This is a genomic window from Duganella callida, assembly GCF_004614165.1.
Lineage (GTDB): Bacteria > Pseudomonadota > Gammaproteobacteria > Burkholderiales > Burkholderiaceae_D > Rugamonas > Rugamonas callida.
This window is the reverse complement of sequence record NZ_SPVG01000221.1, coordinates 1-14,850: the sequence shown is the minus strand read 5'-3', so window position 1 is coordinate 14,850 and position 14,850 is coordinate 1. Positions and strand designations below refer to the sequence as shown.

Genomic DNA, 14,850 nt, shown 5'->3' with positions numbered 1-14,850 from the left:
AGTCCTCGTTGCTGCGAGGGAGCGAGCGCAGCATACACCACAAGCTGCTGCGCGAGACCACATACCATCCAACCGGAATCAACAATAAAAGCAGCGCAGCCATGATGTGCCCCTGTTTCGCACACCCGTGCGAAAATTGATGAAAGAAAACCGCAGACGTACCTGCGGCATGGGTCTTACTCCAGATCGTTAAAGCTCTTGTAAGTCGAAATCAGGCGGCCGAACGCGCGCTGCATGTGGCGCAGCGCCTGACCATCGTTGAGGAAACGCGTATCGTGTATCAGTCCCATGACCAGGCTGTAGATTTCATAGACCAGCTGGCCCGGATCAGTGTCGGGCCGCAGGTGGCCCAGCTCCATTGCCTGCAAGATCGTCTTGCGCAGCGATGCGCGCCAGGTTTCGGCGCCGCGCTGCAGACGGTCGCGCAGCGGCCCGGTCTGATCGTCGAACTCGAAGGCGCCGGCGCTGTACAGGCAGGAATTGCTCAATCCTTCCACTGCCACGCGGCGCGACCAGGCATTCACCTGCGCCACCAGACGCGGCAGCCCCTTGGGCTGCTGCAGCGACGGCATGAAGATCTCGGCCACAAAGCGGCGGTCATACTCATCCAGCACAGCCGCCTGCAAGGCATCCAGCGAGCCGACGCGCGAAAACACCCCGCTCTTGCTGATCCCGGTCCGCTTGGCCAGCTCGCCCAGCGACAACTTGCCGATGCCCTCCGACGCCGCCATTTCCAGTGCGGCATCGATGATGGTGGCGTAAGTGGCCTCGCTTTTGGCGGTCAAAGTATCCATACCCGAAACTTTAGCACACCCGTGCGAAACCGCAAGAAAAATCCGGGGTCAGTTCTGACTATCGCACACGGACTCATGTACCAATGGCAGAACTGACCCCGGATTGGGGCCGGGTGGCTTAGCGCGCCAGGCGTTTTTCCAGGTCGGCTTTCACCGCCTTCAGTTCTTCAGGCAGGTGGTAGGCCAGCTTGGTGAACAGTTCTTCGTGCAGCTTCAGTTCTTCGCGCCAGGCGTCCTTGTCGATCGAGGTGATGGTCTCGAATTCTTCCGGCGAGAACGGCATGCCGTCCCAGTGCAGGTCGCCGTAGCGCGGGGTGGTGCCGAAGATGTTTTCGACGCCGCCAGCTTCACCTTCGATGCGTTCCAGCATCCACTTCAGCACGCGCATGTTGTCGCCGAAGCCAGGCCAGACGAAGTGGCCTTGCTCGTCGGTGCGGAACCAGTTGACGCAGTAGATCTTCGGCAGTTGCGCGCCGTCGATCTGGCCCAGCTTGGCGCCGAGGTTCAGCCAGTGCTGGAAGTAGTCGCTCATGTTGTAGCCGATGAACGGCAGCATGGCGAACGGGTCGCGGCGCACGATGCCCATCTGGCCGGCGGCGGCGGCGGTGGTTTCCGAGCCCATGGTCGCGGCCATGTACACGCCTTCCACCCAGTTGCGCGCCTCGGTCACCAGCGGCACGGTGGTCGAACGGCGGCCGCCGAAGATGAAGGCCGAGATCGGCACGCCGGCCGGATCGTCCCAGGCCGGATCGATCACCGGGTTCTGCGTGGCCGGCACGGTGAAGCGGGCATTCGGGTGCGCCGCCTTGCCGGTCGATTCGGGCGTCCAGTCCTTGCCCTGCCAGTCGATCAGGTGCTGCGGCGCCGGCTTGCTCAGACCTTCCCACCAGACGTCGCCGTCATCGGTCAGCGCGACGTTGGTGAAGATGGCGTTCTCGCGCAGCGAGGCCATGCAGTTGTAGTTGGTCTTTTCGTTGGTGCCGGGCGCCACGCCGAAGTAGCCGGCTTCCGGGTTGATGGCGTACAAACGGCCATCCTTGCCCGGCTTGATCCAGGCGATATCGTCGCCGATGGTGGTGATTTTCCAGCCGTTGAACGAGGTGGGCGGAATCAGCATGGCGAAGTTGGTCTTGCCGCAGGCCGAAGGGAAGGCCGCCGCCACGTAGTGCTTCTTGCCTTCCGGCGATTCCACGCCGAGGATCAGCATGTGCTCGGCCAGCCAGCCGGTGCCGCCGTTCTGCGCGTCCTGGTGGCCCATGTTGGAGGCAATACGCAGCGCGAAGCACTTCTTGCCCAACAGCGCGTTGCCGCCATAGCCGGAACCGTAGGACCAGATCTCGCGCGTTTCAGGATAGTGCACGATGTACTTGGTGGCGTTGCATGGCCAAGCTACGTCCTTCTGGCCAGCCTTCAGCGGTGCGCCGACGGTGTGCACGCACGGCACGAAGTCGCCGTCTTCGCCCAGCACGTCGTAGACGGCCTTGCCCATGCGGGTCATGGTGCGCATGTTGACCGCCACGTACGGCGAGTCCGACAGTTCCACACCGATGTGGGCGATCGGCGAACCCAGCGGCCCCATCGAGAACGGCACCACGTACATGGTGCGGCCGGTCATGCAGCCGTCGAACAGCGGATGCAGGGTGGCGCGCATCTCGGCCGGGTCCATCCAGTTGTTGGTGGGGCCGGCTTCCTCGCGGGTGGCCGAGCAGATGAAGGTGCGGTCTTCGACACGCGCGACGTCGGTCGGGTCGGACAGGGCCAGATAGGAATTCGGACGCTTTTCCTGGTTCAGTTTTTTCATGGTGCCGGCGACGACCATGTCGGCGCACAGGCGGTCGTATTCTTCCTGCGAGCCGTCACACCAGTAGATGCGGTCCGGCTTGGTGAGGGCGGCGATTTCGGCCACCCAATTGATGAGCTTTTGCTGTTTGATGTAAGCTGGGGCGTTCAATGGTGCAACGCCACCCATCACGGGCTGATTCATGGTACCTCCAATGCTAATAAAGAATTCGCGGCGGCAGATCGTCGTCAGCTTGTGGCTTGCGCTCAGAAGTCCATTCGAAATGGGTCGGCGGTGTCACGGCGGTCGTGCGGCGGCCCGGATCGGATGATCGACGGGCCCTGATTGTTGGCCGATTGTACACCCCTCAACATATGTTCCATACAAAAATGTAGGAGAAATGCCCGAGTAAAGTAGTAAGCTATTTGCCCTGCTTCGGAACTTGTTATTTCCCTACGAAATCCTGCGTAACCTCTGCTAACTCCCATGAAAATCGCGATTCTTGATGATTACCAAAATGCAACTCCAAGCTTGAGCTGCTATCAGTTGTTGGACGGCCACGAGGTAAAAGTGTTCAACAACTCAGCGCGCGGACTGGGTCAGCTGGCGATCCGGCTGGCGCCGTTCGAGGCGCTGGTGCTGATCCGCGAACGTACCGCGCTGAACCGGGCAATATTGTCGAAATTGCCGAATCTGAAGCTGATCTCGCAGACCGGCAAGCTGTCCGGTCATGTCGACGTCGCCGCCGCGACCGAGCTTGGCATCGCGATTGCCGAAGGCATCGGCTCGCCCACCGCGCCATCCGAACTGACCTGGGCGCTGATCATGGCGGCCGCCCGCAAGATCGTTCCGTACGCCAATAATCTGAAGGATGGGCTGTGGCAAACCGCGTCCGTCAATCCGCAGCTGAACGGCCTGGGCTACGTGCTCAAGGGCCGCACGCTAGGGATCTGGGGCTACGGCAAGATCGGCCAGACCGTGGCCGCTTACGGGCGCGCGTTCGGCATGCGGGTGATGGTGTGGGGCAGCGAGGCCAGCCGCAACAAGGCGCTGGCGGACGGTTGTATCGCGGCGGCCTCGCGCGAGGCATTCTTTGCCGAGGCCGACGTGCTGAGCCTGCATTTGCGCCTGAACGACGCCACGCGCGGCATCGTCAGCGGCGACGACCTGGCGCGCATGAAGCGGGACGCTCTGTTCGTCAACACCAGCCGTGCCGAGCTGGTACAAACCGACGCGCTGGAGCAAGCGCTCACCAAGGGTCGTCCCGGCTATGCGGCGCTGGACGTGTTTACCTCCGAACCGTTATCAGCCGACCATCCGCTGCTGCGCATGCCGACCGTGTTGGCGACGCCGCACCTGGGCTACGTCGAGCAGGACAGCTATGAACTGTATTTCCGCCACGCCTTCCAGAACGTGGTGGACTTCGCCAACGGCCAGCCATCCGGCATCAACAACCCCGATTATGTGGCCCATGCCCGCTAATCGGCCTGCTCCGGGATGCCGGTGAGATTAATGCGCGGGGCAGGCATGACGTGCACCTTGCTCCACAGTCCGGCCCAGCCGGGCGGCCAGGTGATGTCCGGTCCGCTGTATGGCGGCAGCGCGGCGCGCACCGGCACCACCGGCACCGGCGGCATCTCGACCAGCGGGCCGCCGGCGGGACGCTGCATGTCCAGGCTGTACATATAGCCGGGCAGCAACGCATCGCAGACATTGGCGAACCAGGCGGTGTGATCCTCGTCGCGGCCCAGCGCCTGCGCCAGGCCCTGCGGATCGAATCTGGCCAGCGCGTGGATCAGCTCGTCGGTGCTGGCGCCGGGCGAATCGCCCCAGCCCATCACCGGATTGCTGTTGTAATCGGCGCCCGAGCCATACCAGCCTTCGCGCCAGGAGCGCTGCATCCAGTCGCGCGTGCCGGTGAACAAATGCCAGCGCCAGTGCAGGCCGGACGGCTTGGGCCAGGAATACAGGTAAAGCTTCTGATAACCGGCCTGATGCAGCGCACGCACCATCGCCATCAGGCGCGCGTGCGGCATGCGGTCGGGCGGGGCGCGGCGGAACAGAATGGCTTCGCCGTCGGCAAACTGCACCTCATCGGTGGACAGGTTCAGATCCAGCGTCCGCGACTCGTTGCCGAAGCGGGCGGAGATCCAGCCGGTCAACAGATTGACGGCCGTGATGACGCCATAACCACGGTGGCGGTGGAAAATAACAGTGCCGGGAGCGAGCGCTTTCATGGACGACCTAAACACGCAAAGAAACCAATATAGACCCTGTCTGCCGAGTTTTCCAGTGCATTCGGTGCGCGCGCATCGGTTATGATGCACATCATTTCTTTACAGCTTGAGCTTTTAACATGACCCTGCGCATCCTGGCCACCGGCGGCACCTTCGACAAACACTACAACGAGCTGAACGGCACCCTCGGCTTCGCCGACAGCCACGTGCCGGAGCTGTTGAAACGTTGCCGTCTGACAGTGGAAGTGGCGCTGGAACAGCTGCCGCTGATGGATTCGCTGGACATGGTGGACGCCGACCGCGCGCGCATCCTGGCATCGTGCCAGGCGGCGGCGGAAACAGCGATCGTGATCATCCACGGCACCGACACCATGCCGCAGACGGCCGCCGTGCTGGGGCCGGCGAACCTGGGCAAGACCATCGTCCTGACCGGCGCCATGATCCCCTACGAGATCGCCAACTCTGACGCCCTGTTCAACCTCGGCTTCGCGGCCGGGGTGGCGCAGACCCTGGCGCCGGGCGTGTACGTGGCCATGAACGGCCAGATCTTCGCCTGGGACAACGTCCAGAAAAACAAAGCGGCCGGCGTGTTCCAGCCGCTGTAAAAATCGGGGTCAGGTCTTCCATTGCGTCACGAGCTGAGCCGTAACCCAAGTTACGGCTCAGCTCGTGACGCAATGGAAGACCTGACCCCGGAGTTTAGGCTTTCGCTTCGCCGCCCAGGGCTTCGACCACGTCAGCCAGCATTTTCGCCAGTTCGCCGGTCATCAGCATGAAGTCGCCGTCGAAACGCTCGTCGTCGTTGCGGATGCTGGCTTCCTTTTCGTCCAGCACGTCCAGCGGCTTGACGCTCTTGATCGCCAGCGATTCGGTCAGCACGAAGGAGATTTTGCTGTCCCAGGTCATCGCCAGGCGCGTGCATTGCTTGCCCGCTTCGATGTGGCGGCGCACTTCGGCCGGCTCCAGCGTGTGGCGCACGTAGCGCACCGCCGCCTTGCTTTCGCCGGTGGCGCGCAGTTCGGTGTCCATGTCGACCGTGAAGCCGGCCGGCGCTTCGTCGCTCTGCAGCCATTCGGTCATCACGCCCACCACCGAACGCTGCACGCGCAGGCTTTCCAGCGGCATGCGGTCCACCGCCTTCAGCAGCAGCTTGATCACTTCGTCGGCCTTGGCCGGGCTGGCGGCGTCCACCACCAGCCAGCCGTTGACCGGGTCGATCCAGGTCCAGACGTTGCTGCGGATCGAGAACGCGCGCGGCAACAGTTCGTCGGCGATGCGTTCCTTCAGTTCTTTCATGGCTTTCTTGCCGGGAGCGAAACCCTGTGCTTCTTCCATCTCGGCCGCGCGCGCCTTGGCCACCTGGTTGATCACGGTGGCCGGCAGCAGTTTTTTCTCGGTGCCCAGCAGGATCAGCATCTGCTTGTTGACGACGTGCACCAGGCCGCCGTTCGGCCGCGGCTTGTCCCAGCCCTGGCGCAGCAGTTCGTTGCTGCTGGCCGGCGTGAACGCTTGCGTCGCCAGTGCTTCTTCGAGTTTTTCAGGGGAGTAGGCCCAAGGGGCCGGCAGACGGTAAATCTGTAGATTCTTGAACCACATAAAGTTGATTTCGATAAAAACAAAGGAGCGTCATTTTACACGCTGCCGCCGGCCCCCGGACATCTGGCCGGCGAGAAAGCGGGGGCGCCGCAACAGCGCCCCCGCCACGCCCCTTCCTGCGCCCTCTTACAGCTCGGGACGGCGCTTGATTTCGCGTGACAGCCCGGCCGCCACCGGTATCGCGTCATCGGTGTCGACCGCCAGCACGGTGGTGGCCGCCGCGTTGCCGCTCGGGTCCAGCAAGCCGATGGCGCCGATGTAGCGCTTGCCGCTGGCCAGGCCGGACCAGCTGACGCCCATGGTCGACGTGCTGCCGGCGTAGACCCGCGGCGGCGCCGCCACTTTCAGGCTGCCGTTGTCGCCGCGCGGCACGATCGCCGACGACACGCTCAGCTTGGCCACGGAACCCGGCTGCAGGTCGTAACCGATCACGCACAGCTGGTACTCGCCCGGCGCCGGCGCGGCGCGGGTGATGCTCTCGTTGGAGCCGACCAGCATGCTGTAATCGATCAGCTTGCCATCTTTCATCAGCGCCAGGTCGACGTCCTGGCGCCCGGCGGTGTCGCCATCGATGTCGCGCGCAAAGGTTTCAAAGCGCGCCACCACGGTGTCGGCCGGGATGCTGAACGGCAGCAGCGTCACGCCCGGCACGCCGGCGTTGCAGCTGGCCGCCGCTTGCGCCAGGGTGTCGGCGGTGCCGGTTGGCGCCGGGCTGACGGTGAGCGCGGTGCGCTTGACTTCCTGCATGCCGCCCGCCTTGATCCCCAGCTTGCCGGCAAAGCCAGTCGCCACGCTGACCAGTTTCGAGCCGCTGGCGAGGTCGGCCGTCAACAACTCCGGCGCCGTGATGGCGCGGCTGGATTTGGCGGCGATCGGACTGCGCACCGTGTGCACGCCGTCGCGCCAGGTCAGCTGGCCATACTGCCACATGTCGTCGGACGCGTAGGTGCGCGTCAGGGTGACGTTGAAGCTCTTGCTTTCGCCCGGCGCCAGCGTCAGCGTGGCCGGCGACACGGCGACACTGTAGCCGGTCATGCTGGCGGTGGCGGTGTAGGTGGCCGGCTTGTCGCTGACATTGGTCACGGTACGGGTGATGGTTTCCGCCCCCATCACGTTCGATGCCGCAATCGACGCCAGGTTCAGGTTGGACGACTTGATGGTGCCGCCGCTGCAATCGTCGTAACGGCCGATGCCGCACAGGTATTTGACGTAGTCGGCGGCGCTGATGTCGTACACCAGGCCGGGATCGGCGGCGGCGGTCGGCTTGACCTGGCCGGCGCCCTGCCCCCACGGCAGCGTGCCGACCTGCATGTCGCGCAGGGCGTCAGGCTGGGTATCGAACGCCGTGGTCATCAGCGCCGACTTGATCGCGGCCGGACTCCAGCCCGGATGGCGCTGGTGCAGCAGCGCGGCCAGACCCGCCACGTGCGGCGTCGCCATCGAGGTGCCCTGGTAGAAGGCCCAGTCGGACGGCGGCGTCAGCGTGCCGTCCAGCAATTGCTGCTTCTGTTCGGGCCGCAGCTCGGGCGTCACGCCGGCCAGGATGTCGACGCCGGGCGCCGCCATGTCGGGCTTGATCTGGTTGGTCTCGTAGCGGTTCGGACCGCGCGAGGAAAACGCCGCCACGATCGGCGCCGGCACCTGGCCGACGCGCATGCTGAAGTGCGACATGCCGGCCGCCGCGTCCTTGCCGGCCGCGTAGGCCAGGATTTTGGCGCCGTCTTCCGCGCTGACGTGCACCGTCGGCACCGAGTGCACATCGGCCACCGGTCCCAGGCCATCGTCGACCATCACCATGCCGCTGCCGCCCGCTTCCAGCACCGCGCGGCTCTTGGCCACGCGGTCGATGTCGCCGCGTTCGCAGATGACGATCTTGCCGGCCACCTTGACCGGGTCCAGCACCGGCAGGCCGCCGTTGGCCGAGGCCGGATAGCACTTGGTGACCATGGATGGCTCGACGCCGCCCACGGCCACATCCTCGGCGCGCACCATCGGCGTGCGCGGCAAGTCCTTGGCGTTGAGCGAGGCGCCGGTGTAGCTGACGCCGCTGGCCAGCGCCAGGTTGGCGACGAATTCGCGGTCGTGGCTGGACGCCGCCACCGTGGTCAGCCACGGGCCGACGTGGTTCATGGTCTGCTTGGGTCCGGCATTGCCGGCCGCCGCCGCGACGAAGATGCCGGCGTTGCTGGCCTGGCGGAACGCTTCCTCGACCGGATCGTCGACCGTTTCGGCGCCGCTGATCGAGAAGTTCAGCACGTTGACGCCGTCGCGCACCGCCTGCTCGATGGCGGCCACGCTGTCGCCGGCCCAGCAACCGCTGCCGGCGCCGTTGGCCTCGCTGTCGTCGTTATACGACCAGCATACCTTGTACATGGCAATGCGCGCGCGCGGCGCCATGCCCGACACCTTGCCCATGTCGATGCCGCTGACCTTGGCCGGGGTGCGGTTGCCCGCCGCCGTGGTCGAGGTGTGGGTGCCGTGACCGCCGTGCCCCAGCGTGCCGCCGATGGAGTCGCGCGGCGAGCGGAACTCGGTCCAGTGCGGGGTCATGCCCAGCATCTGGAAATCGGCGTCGAAATACTGCGCGCCGATCAGCTTGTTGTTGCAATGGGCCGCAGTGAACGCTTCACCGGTCTGGCACACGCCTTTCCAGCTGGCCGGCGCCGGGCCGTAGGCCAGCGCGGCGCTGCTGTCGAAGGTCGGCAGGCCGTTGCTGTCGACGCGGTCGGCATAGGCCGGGTTTTCCGGCCAGATGCCGCCGTCGATGATGCCCACCACCACGTCCTCGCCGGCATGTTCCTGGCCGCCCAGCTGGGTCCACAGGCCGTTCGGACCGTCCAGGCCGAGGAAGGTCGGGGTATAGGTGGTCAGCATGTGGCGCGGCGTGTTCGGCACGATGGCCGCGACCGTGCCGCTGGCCTTGAGCGCACGCACTTCGGCATCGGTCAGCTGCGCGGAAAAGCCGTTGAACACCAGCGAGTATTCATGGCCGACCGGCGCACTGGCCACCACCGCCTTGGCGGCGGCGCGTTTCTGGTCGAGGTAGGCGCCGTACAACTGCACGTTGGGCGCGTTGAGGTTGAGATGCAGCGTGGCCCCTGGCGCCGGCTGGGTCGCCGCCAGGCCGGCCACGCCGCCGCTGTAGCCGGCCACCGGCTTGTCCGTCAGGCGCACCAGGTAAGGACGGCGCACGTCCTCGGCGTGGGCGGCCTGCCCCATGCCGGCCAGCAGCGCCAGCACCGCCAGGCTGAGAGTATGTCGTTTCATGTTATTCCTTGCGTTAGTGTTGGGGCTTCAGACGGCGCGACGGCGTACGCCGGCCAGCGTGATCAGGCCAAGACCCAGGCTCAGCATCAGGTAGGTGGAAGGCTCCGGCACGGCCGCGATCTGCAGGTTGTCCAGGCCGAACTGGCCGGCGCTGCTGCCGAAGGCGACGCAGTTCTGCTCGAAGTCGCAGGAATAGGCGAAGAACGAGATCTGCACGAAGTCCTCGGCGCGGAAGGCGGCGCTGGTCTCGTAGTGCGCGAAGCCGTTCACCGGCGCGCCGAGCGTGTAGGCTTCCTCGAAGCTGGTGCCGTTGGCGCGGATGCCGCGCAGTTGCAGCACGCCGGCGACATCGGGATACACCAGTTGCTGGCCGCCGATGAAGCTGGCGTCGAAGGCGGCCAGTTTGACCGGACCGTGGCCGCTGGCGGCGGTCATGTTCAGTTGGCCATCGTTGAGGCCGCCGTAGTAATGACCGCTGGCGTTGGTCGGGCAGGTCAGGCCGCCATCGGTGCAGAGGCCGGCGTAGCCGCCGTCCAGCAGCGCGCCGACCAGGCCGTTACCGGTGTCCTGGTCGTCGATCGGCACATACTCGGCCTGGAAGGCGTAGCCGCCGGCGCTGAAGCCGTCGCCGCCGTTGAGCCAGCCGACATTGCTCAGGTGCTCGAAGTCGATGGTGTCGGCCTGCGCGGCCGGCGCCAGCGCCAGCGCCGCCAACGCCGCGGTGGCGGCCAGCGCGCTGCGGCGGCGCAACTGGCGGCTGCGCCACAGCAGCAGGCTCAGACCGGCCAGCATCGCGGCCCAGGTCGATGGTTCCGGCACCGCCGCCAGGTGCAGCTCCATCAGGTTCTGGTTGCGGCCGAAGCCGCTGATGTAGATGCCGCCGTCCGGCGCGGTCAGCGGCAGCGCGTTCATGGTCTGGTTGGTGAAGCCGATCAGGAAATAGCCGCCGGCCTTGGCATTGATGTCGGCCAGCGCGCGGCCATTCAGGGTGATGGTCACCGGGCTGTCGTACAGCGTGGCAGAGCCATACTGGCGGCCGCTGCCCAGGTCCTTGTAGACGCCGGCGCCCAGGAACACGTCTTCCTGCATGGTCGAATACGGCGTGTCGACGTCGAACAGGCCGATCACGCTTGGCGGCGCGTCGCCGTAGAAGCTTGGCGTCAGCGACAGGGTGGCCGAGGCGTACTGTCCGGCCGGAATGTAGAACGAGGCCCAGCTGTTGAAGCGGCGACCGGTCTCGTTGCCGGTATAGTTGTTGCTGTCCGGCCCGGGCCGGTTCGGCATGCCAAAGTTGGTAATCCAACCTTGCATTTGTTCAATCGCGGTGACCTCGGCATGGGCCGGTGCCGCCATCATCATCCCCATCGAAAAACCCAGCGCGGCACCGGCACGCGCCAGCCAGACGGAAGCTCTTTTCAACTCTCGATCCAACATCGTCAATCCCCTTTTTATCGGCAAATAATTGCCTTGTTGATAGGATTTTCGATCATATATCTATACAAGTTCACAACTTGTAACAGGCTGTAAGTTACAATATTTACCTATTGTAATTAATCATATGGCAGCAGGCCGACGTACATTTTGGTGCGTCGCTTGCACCATAGTTGTCGTCTCATTAACGCAACAATGTGTGAGAATCGGTCGAAAATCAGGTAAACAAATCGCCCTGGACCGGCACCACGCGGTAGCCGCCGCTGTTCGGCGGCTCCAGCGTGCTGGCGCGCACGCCCAGCAGTCGCAGCTTGCGTTGCAGCGGCACGCGCTTCAGGCACTCGCGCGCGGCCTGCAGGATGGCGGCCGCGTCGGCCACCGGCAGCGGCAAGGTCAGATTGCGGCTGACGATCTGAAAATCGTCGTAGCGCAGCTTGACGCTGATGGTGCGGCTGACATAGCCCTTGCGCTGCAGATCGTCCGCCAGACGCTCGCACAGCCGCACCAGGATGGCGGACAACTGCTCGCGGTCCTGGCGCGCGTGCAGGTCGCGCTCGAAGGTGGTTTCGCGGCTCATCGATTTGCTTTCGCGGCTGGTGGAAATCTGCCGCTCGTCGATGCCCTGCGCGACGCGCGTCAGCCAGGCCGCGTAATGGGCGCCGAAGTAATCCTGCAGCAAGCCTTGATCGGTGTGCGCCAGCTGGCCGATGGTCTCGATGCCCAGCGACGCCAGCCTGGCGGTGGCCTTGGGACCGATGCCGTTCACCTTGCGCACGTTGAGCGGCCAGATGCGCGCCGGAATGTCCTCGAAGCCGAGGATGGTCAGGCCGTTCGGCTTTTCCAGGTCCGAGCAGATTTTCGACAGCAGCTTGTTGGGCGTGACGCCGACCGAACAGGTCAGGCCGGTGGCCGCATGCACGGCCTGCTTGATGCGCGTGGCCAGCGCGCGCGTCTCGCCTTCGACCTGGGTCAGGTCGATGAAGATTTCGTCGATGCCGCGATCCTCGATATCGGGCGCGATCGATGCCACCGCCTCCTTGAACAGGCGCGAGTAGTGGCGGTAATCGTCGAAGTTGGCCGGCAACAGGATCGCGTCCGGCGCCAGCTTGGCCGCCTTCATCATGCCCATCGCCGAGCCGACGCCGAACGCGCGCGCCTCGTAGGTGGCGGTGGTGATCACGCCCCGGCCGACATAGTCGCGCAGCCGGGCGAACGCGTAGGAACCGTCGGCGCGCCGCTCGGGCGCATGGCCGCGGCCGCCGATCACCACCGGCTGGCCGCGCAGCTCCGGATAGCGCAGCAACTCCACCGACGCGAAGAACGCGTCCATGTCGAGATGGGCAATGCGGCGCTCGGCGTCAGCCATGGTGCGGAGAGATTACTGTAAATAAACACAGTATCCACGGAAACTGGCGCACGCGCAAGCCGGCGCGGTACACTGGACGCATGAGCAAACGCCTGATCACCGCCGTGCTGGTTGCCTGGCTGCCGCTGGCCGGCGCGCAGCCCGCCGGCGATGCCTGCCCGCCGGCGCGGGTGGGCGTGAGCGATCTCGGCTACTCCTCCTACCGCGACGGCGGCGTCATCCGCGGCACCAATATCGACGTGCTCAACGAAATCCAGCGGCGCAGCGGCTGCAGCCTGCGCATCGGCTGGTATCCGCGCGGCCGTCTGTATGCGCAGTTTTACAGCCATGCGCTGGATCTGACCGGCGCCTCATTGCGTTCGCCGGAGCGCGACCGCCACGGTATCTGGCTGCCGTATACCTACACCCGCTTCGAACTGGTGCTGCTGAATCAGCATGCGGGCCAATTCGCCAGCCTGGCCGACTTCGTCAACCACAGCAAGGCGCGCCTGAACGTCACGCGCGGCATTTTCTATACACCCGAAACCCAGGCCCAGCTGGACCGGCTGCAGCGGCTGGGACGGCTGGAATACGTCAACGATTACAGCGTGGTGTTCCGCAAGATCGTGGCCGGCCGCGCCGAGGGCACGCTGGCGCCGGCCACCATCCACCTGCTGAACCAGCGCCAGTTCGGTCTGAGCGGCAAGATGAGCGCCGCCGCCGTGAGCGAAGCGCCGCGCATGATGGTGGGCATCTACGTTTCGCACCAGGTGCCGCCAGCGGCGCGGCAGAAATACGCCGATGCCATCCGCGGCATCGTCACCGACGGCACCATGCAGCGCATCTATGAAAAATATCTGGGTGCGGAACTGACGCGCCGGCTGTTCGGCGGCGGCACGCACGAGATCCTCGAAGCGCTGCCCTGATGCGCGCGCCTCAGCGTCGCACCGCGCCCACCACCAGCAGCGCCCCCAACAGCAGCGAGGCGGCGATCAAATACATGCCGCTGGCGGTGCTGTGGGTGGCGTCGCGGATCACGCCCACCAGGTAGGGGCTGAGGAAGCCGGCCAGGTTGCCGATCGAATTGATCATGGCGATGCCGGCCGCCGCCGCCGTGCCGCCCAGCATGGCGGTCGGCAGGCTCCAGAAAATCGGGAAGGTACTGAGAATGCCGGCGGTCGCCAAGCTTAGCGCCGCCAGCGCGACCACGGTGTTGTCGCTCCAGACCGTGGCCGCCACCAGGCCCAGCGCCCCGGCCAGCGCGGCGAGCGCGGTATGCCAGCGCCGTTCGCCGCTGCGGTCGGAGTGCCGCGCGGCCAGCACCATCGCCACCGCCGCCACGCCATACGGCACTGCCGACAGCAGGCCGATATCGAACACGTCGCTGACGCCGCTGTTCCTGATCAGCTGCGGCAGCCAGAAGCTGACGCCGTACAGCCCCATCACGCACAGGAAGTAGATCAGCGCCAGCAGCCACACCTTGCCGCTGCCGAACACCTGTGCCAGCGGCAGATCGCGTTGCTGCTGGCGGTCCGCGGCAATCGCGTTTTCCAGCAACTGCTTTTCTTCCGCGCTGAGCCAGCGCGCGGCACGAATGTCGTCGTCGAGATAGAACAGCGTCCACACGCCGATCGCCACCGACGGCAGGCCCTCCAGCAAGAACAGCCACTGCCAGCCGTTCCAGCCATGCACGCCGGCGAAGGTCTTCATGATCCAGCCCGACAATGGCCCGCCCACCACGCCGGCCACCGCCACGCCGCTCATGAACAGCGCCACCATGCGCGCGCGGCGTTGCGCCGGATACCAGTAGGTCAGGTACAGGATGATGCCGGGGAAGAAGCCGGCCTCCGCCGCACCGAGCAGGAAGCGCAGCACATAAAAGCTGGCCGCGCTGCCGGCGAACATCAGCGCCGACGAAATCAATCCCCAGCTGATCATGATGCGCGCGATCCACAGGCGCGCGCCGGCGCGCGTCATCAGCAGATTGGATGGCACCTCGAACAAAAAGTAGCCGATGAAAAAGATGCCGGCGCCGATGCCATACACCGCGTCGCTGAAATGCAGGTCGGCCTGCATCTGCAGTTTGGCAAAGCCGACGTTGACGCGGTCGAGATAAGCGGCCACGAAACACAGGAACAGGAAAGGCATCAAGCGCCAGCTGACGCGGTGGTAGAGAGTATCCATGGATCAGCAGTGTGACACTGCAATTTCTCCCTGCAAAACAATTTTCTAAATTATTTATAAAACCCCTTGCGGATTTGAATTGGCGCCCTGTAGAATACGGCCTCGTTCAGCAGATGTCGCAGTGAAATGAGACAAACGCTGACAAGTTTAAAGACGGGCGCTTAGCTCAGTTGGTAGAGCGGAGCCCTTACAAGGCTTAGGTCGGGAGTTCGAGCC

General features: G+C 64.9%; 11 protein-coding genes. 3 read left to right on the top strand and 8 right to left on the bottom strand.

All coding sequences use genetic code 11. The features are described 5' to 3' along the window. Window positions 1–176: 176 nt before the first annotated feature. Both E4L98_RS22260 and E4L98_RS22255 read right to left on the bottom strand, forming a co-directional pair. Window positions 177–794: a TetR/AcrR family transcriptional regulator gene (locus E4L98_RS22260; RefSeq protein ID WP_135203732.1), complete on the bottom strand. Its 618-nt coding sequence runs from the start codon at window positions 792–794 to the stop codon at window positions 177–179. Between the two features lie 118 nt (window positions 795–912). Beyond that, entirely contained in the window at window positions 913–2,778 is a 1,866-nt protein-coding gene (locus E4L98_RS22255; protein ID WP_135203731.1) for a phosphoenolpyruvate carboxykinase (GTP), read from the bottom strand. A 282-nt stretch (window positions 2,779–3,060) separates the two neighbouring features. Here E4L98_RS22255 and E4L98_RS22250 point away from each other — a divergent pair, with 282 nt between their 5' ends. Next, the gene (locus E4L98_RS22250; protein ID WP_135203730.1) at window positions 3,061–4,056 is read left to right on the top strand and encodes a D-2-hydroxyacid dehydrogenase family protein; all 996 of its coding nucleotides are present in this window, start codon (window positions 3,061–3,063) and stop codon (window positions 4,054–4,056) included. On the opposite strand, the gene E4L98_RS22245 is transcribed toward E4L98_RS22250, so the two are convergent. Next, entirely contained in the window at window positions 4,053–4,811 is a 759-nt protein-coding gene (locus E4L98_RS22245) for an L-asparaginase (protein WP_135203729.1), read from the bottom strand. The genes E4L98_RS22250 and E4L98_RS22245 overlap by 4 nt on opposite strands. Before the next feature lie 119 nt (window positions 4,812–4,930). Between E4L98_RS22245 and E4L98_RS22240 the strand changes: the two genes are divergently transcribed. Continuing rightward, entirely contained in the window at window positions 4,931–5,416 is a 486-nt protein-coding gene (locus tag E4L98_RS22240; protein WP_135203728.1) for an asparaginase domain-containing protein, read from the top strand. 94 nt (window positions 5,417–5,510) lie between these two features. Here E4L98_RS22240 and E4L98_RS22235 read toward each other — a convergent pair whose 3' ends face one another. The 4 genes from E4L98_RS22235 to dinB all read right to left on the bottom strand — a co-directional run bounded on the left by E4L98_RS22235 (window position 5,511) and on the right by dinB (window position 12,471). Beyond that, window positions 5,511–6,407, bottom strand: coding sequence for a recombination-associated protein RdgC (locus E4L98_RS22235; protein ID WP_135203727.1), 897 nt, complete (start codon window positions 6,405–6,407; stop codon window positions 5,511–5,513). Window positions 6,408–6,533: 126 nt separating this feature from the next. Next, the gene (locus E4L98_RS22230; RefSeq protein ID WP_135203726.1) at window positions 6,534–9,674 is read right to left on the bottom strand and encodes a S8 family peptidase; all 3,141 of its coding nucleotides are present in this window, start codon (window positions 9,672–9,674) and stop codon (window positions 6,534–6,536) included. Window positions 9,675–9,701: 27 nt separating this feature from the next. Then, window positions 9,702–11,093 carry an NF038120 family PEP-CTERM protein gene (locus E4L98_RS22225; protein WP_167761413.1) on the bottom strand — a complete coding sequence of 464 codons (1,392 nt, stop codon included), beginning with the start codon at window positions 11,091–11,093 and terminating at the stop codon, window positions 9,702–9,704. A gap of 229 nt (window positions 11,094–11,322) precedes the next feature. Then, the gene (gene dinB, locus E4L98_RS22220; RefSeq protein ID WP_135203724.1) at window positions 11,323–12,471 is read right to left on the bottom strand and encodes a DNA polymerase IV; all 1,149 of its coding nucleotides are present in this window, start codon (window positions 12,469–12,471) and stop codon (window positions 11,323–11,325) included. 80 nt (window positions 12,472–12,551) lie between these two features. Here dinB and E4L98_RS22215 point away from each other — a divergent pair, with 80 nt between their 5' ends. After that, window positions 12,552–13,376 carry a substrate-binding periplasmic protein gene (locus E4L98_RS22215; RefSeq protein ID WP_135203723.1) on the top strand — a complete coding sequence of 275 codons (825 nt, stop codon included), beginning with the start codon at window positions 12,552–12,554 and terminating at the stop codon, window positions 13,374–13,376. A 10-nt stretch (window positions 13,377–13,386) separates the two neighbouring features. Here the strand turns inward: E4L98_RS22215 and E4L98_RS22210 are convergent, their stop codons facing one another. Further along, window positions 13,387–14,634, bottom strand: a complete 1,248-nt coding sequence (locus E4L98_RS22210; RefSeq protein WP_135203722.1) for an MFS transporter — start codon at window positions 14,632–14,634, stop codon at window positions 13,387–13,389. Window positions 14,635–14,850 lie beyond the last annotated feature (216 nt).

Excerpts from the sequence above, each read along its gene's own strand:
- E4L98_RS22260 (WP_135203732.1), bottom strand. The coding sequence starts at position 794 with ATGGATACTTTGACCGCCAAAAGCGAGGCCACTTACGCCACCATCATC.
- E4L98_RS22255 (WP_135203731.1), bottom strand. The coding sequence starts at position 2,778 with ATGAATCAGCCCGTGATGGGTGGCGTTGCACCATTGAACGCCCCAGCT.
- E4L98_RS22250 (WP_135203730.1), top strand. The coding sequence starts at position 3,061 with ATGAAAATCGCGATTCTTGATGATTACCAAAATGCAACTCCAAGCTTG.
- E4L98_RS22245 (WP_135203729.1), bottom strand. The coding sequence starts at position 4,811 with ATGAAAGCGCTCGCTCCCGGCACTGTTATTTTCCACCGCCACCGTGGT.
- E4L98_RS22240 (WP_135203728.1), top strand. The coding sequence starts at position 4,931 with ATGACCCTGCGCATCCTGGCCACCGGCGGCACCTTCGACAAACACTAC.
- E4L98_RS22235 (WP_135203727.1), bottom strand. The coding sequence starts at position 6,407 with ATGTGGTTCAAGAATCTACAGATTTACCGTCTGCCGGCCCCTTGGGCC.
- E4L98_RS22230 (WP_135203726.1), bottom strand. The coding sequence starts at position 9,674 with ATGAAACGACATACTCTCAGCCTGGCGGTGCTGGCGCTGCTGGCCGGC.
- dinB (WP_135203724.1), bottom strand. The coding sequence starts at position 12,471 with ATGGCTGACGCCGAGCGCCGCATTGCCCATCTCGACATGGACGCGTTC.
- E4L98_RS22215 (WP_135203723.1), top strand. The coding sequence starts at position 12,552 with ATGAGCAAACGCCTGATCACCGCCGTGCTGGTTGCCTGGCTGCCGCTG.
- E4L98_RS22210 (WP_135203722.1), bottom strand. The coding sequence starts at position 14,634 with ATGGATACTCTCTACCACCGCGTCAGCTGGCGCTTGATGCCTTTCCTG.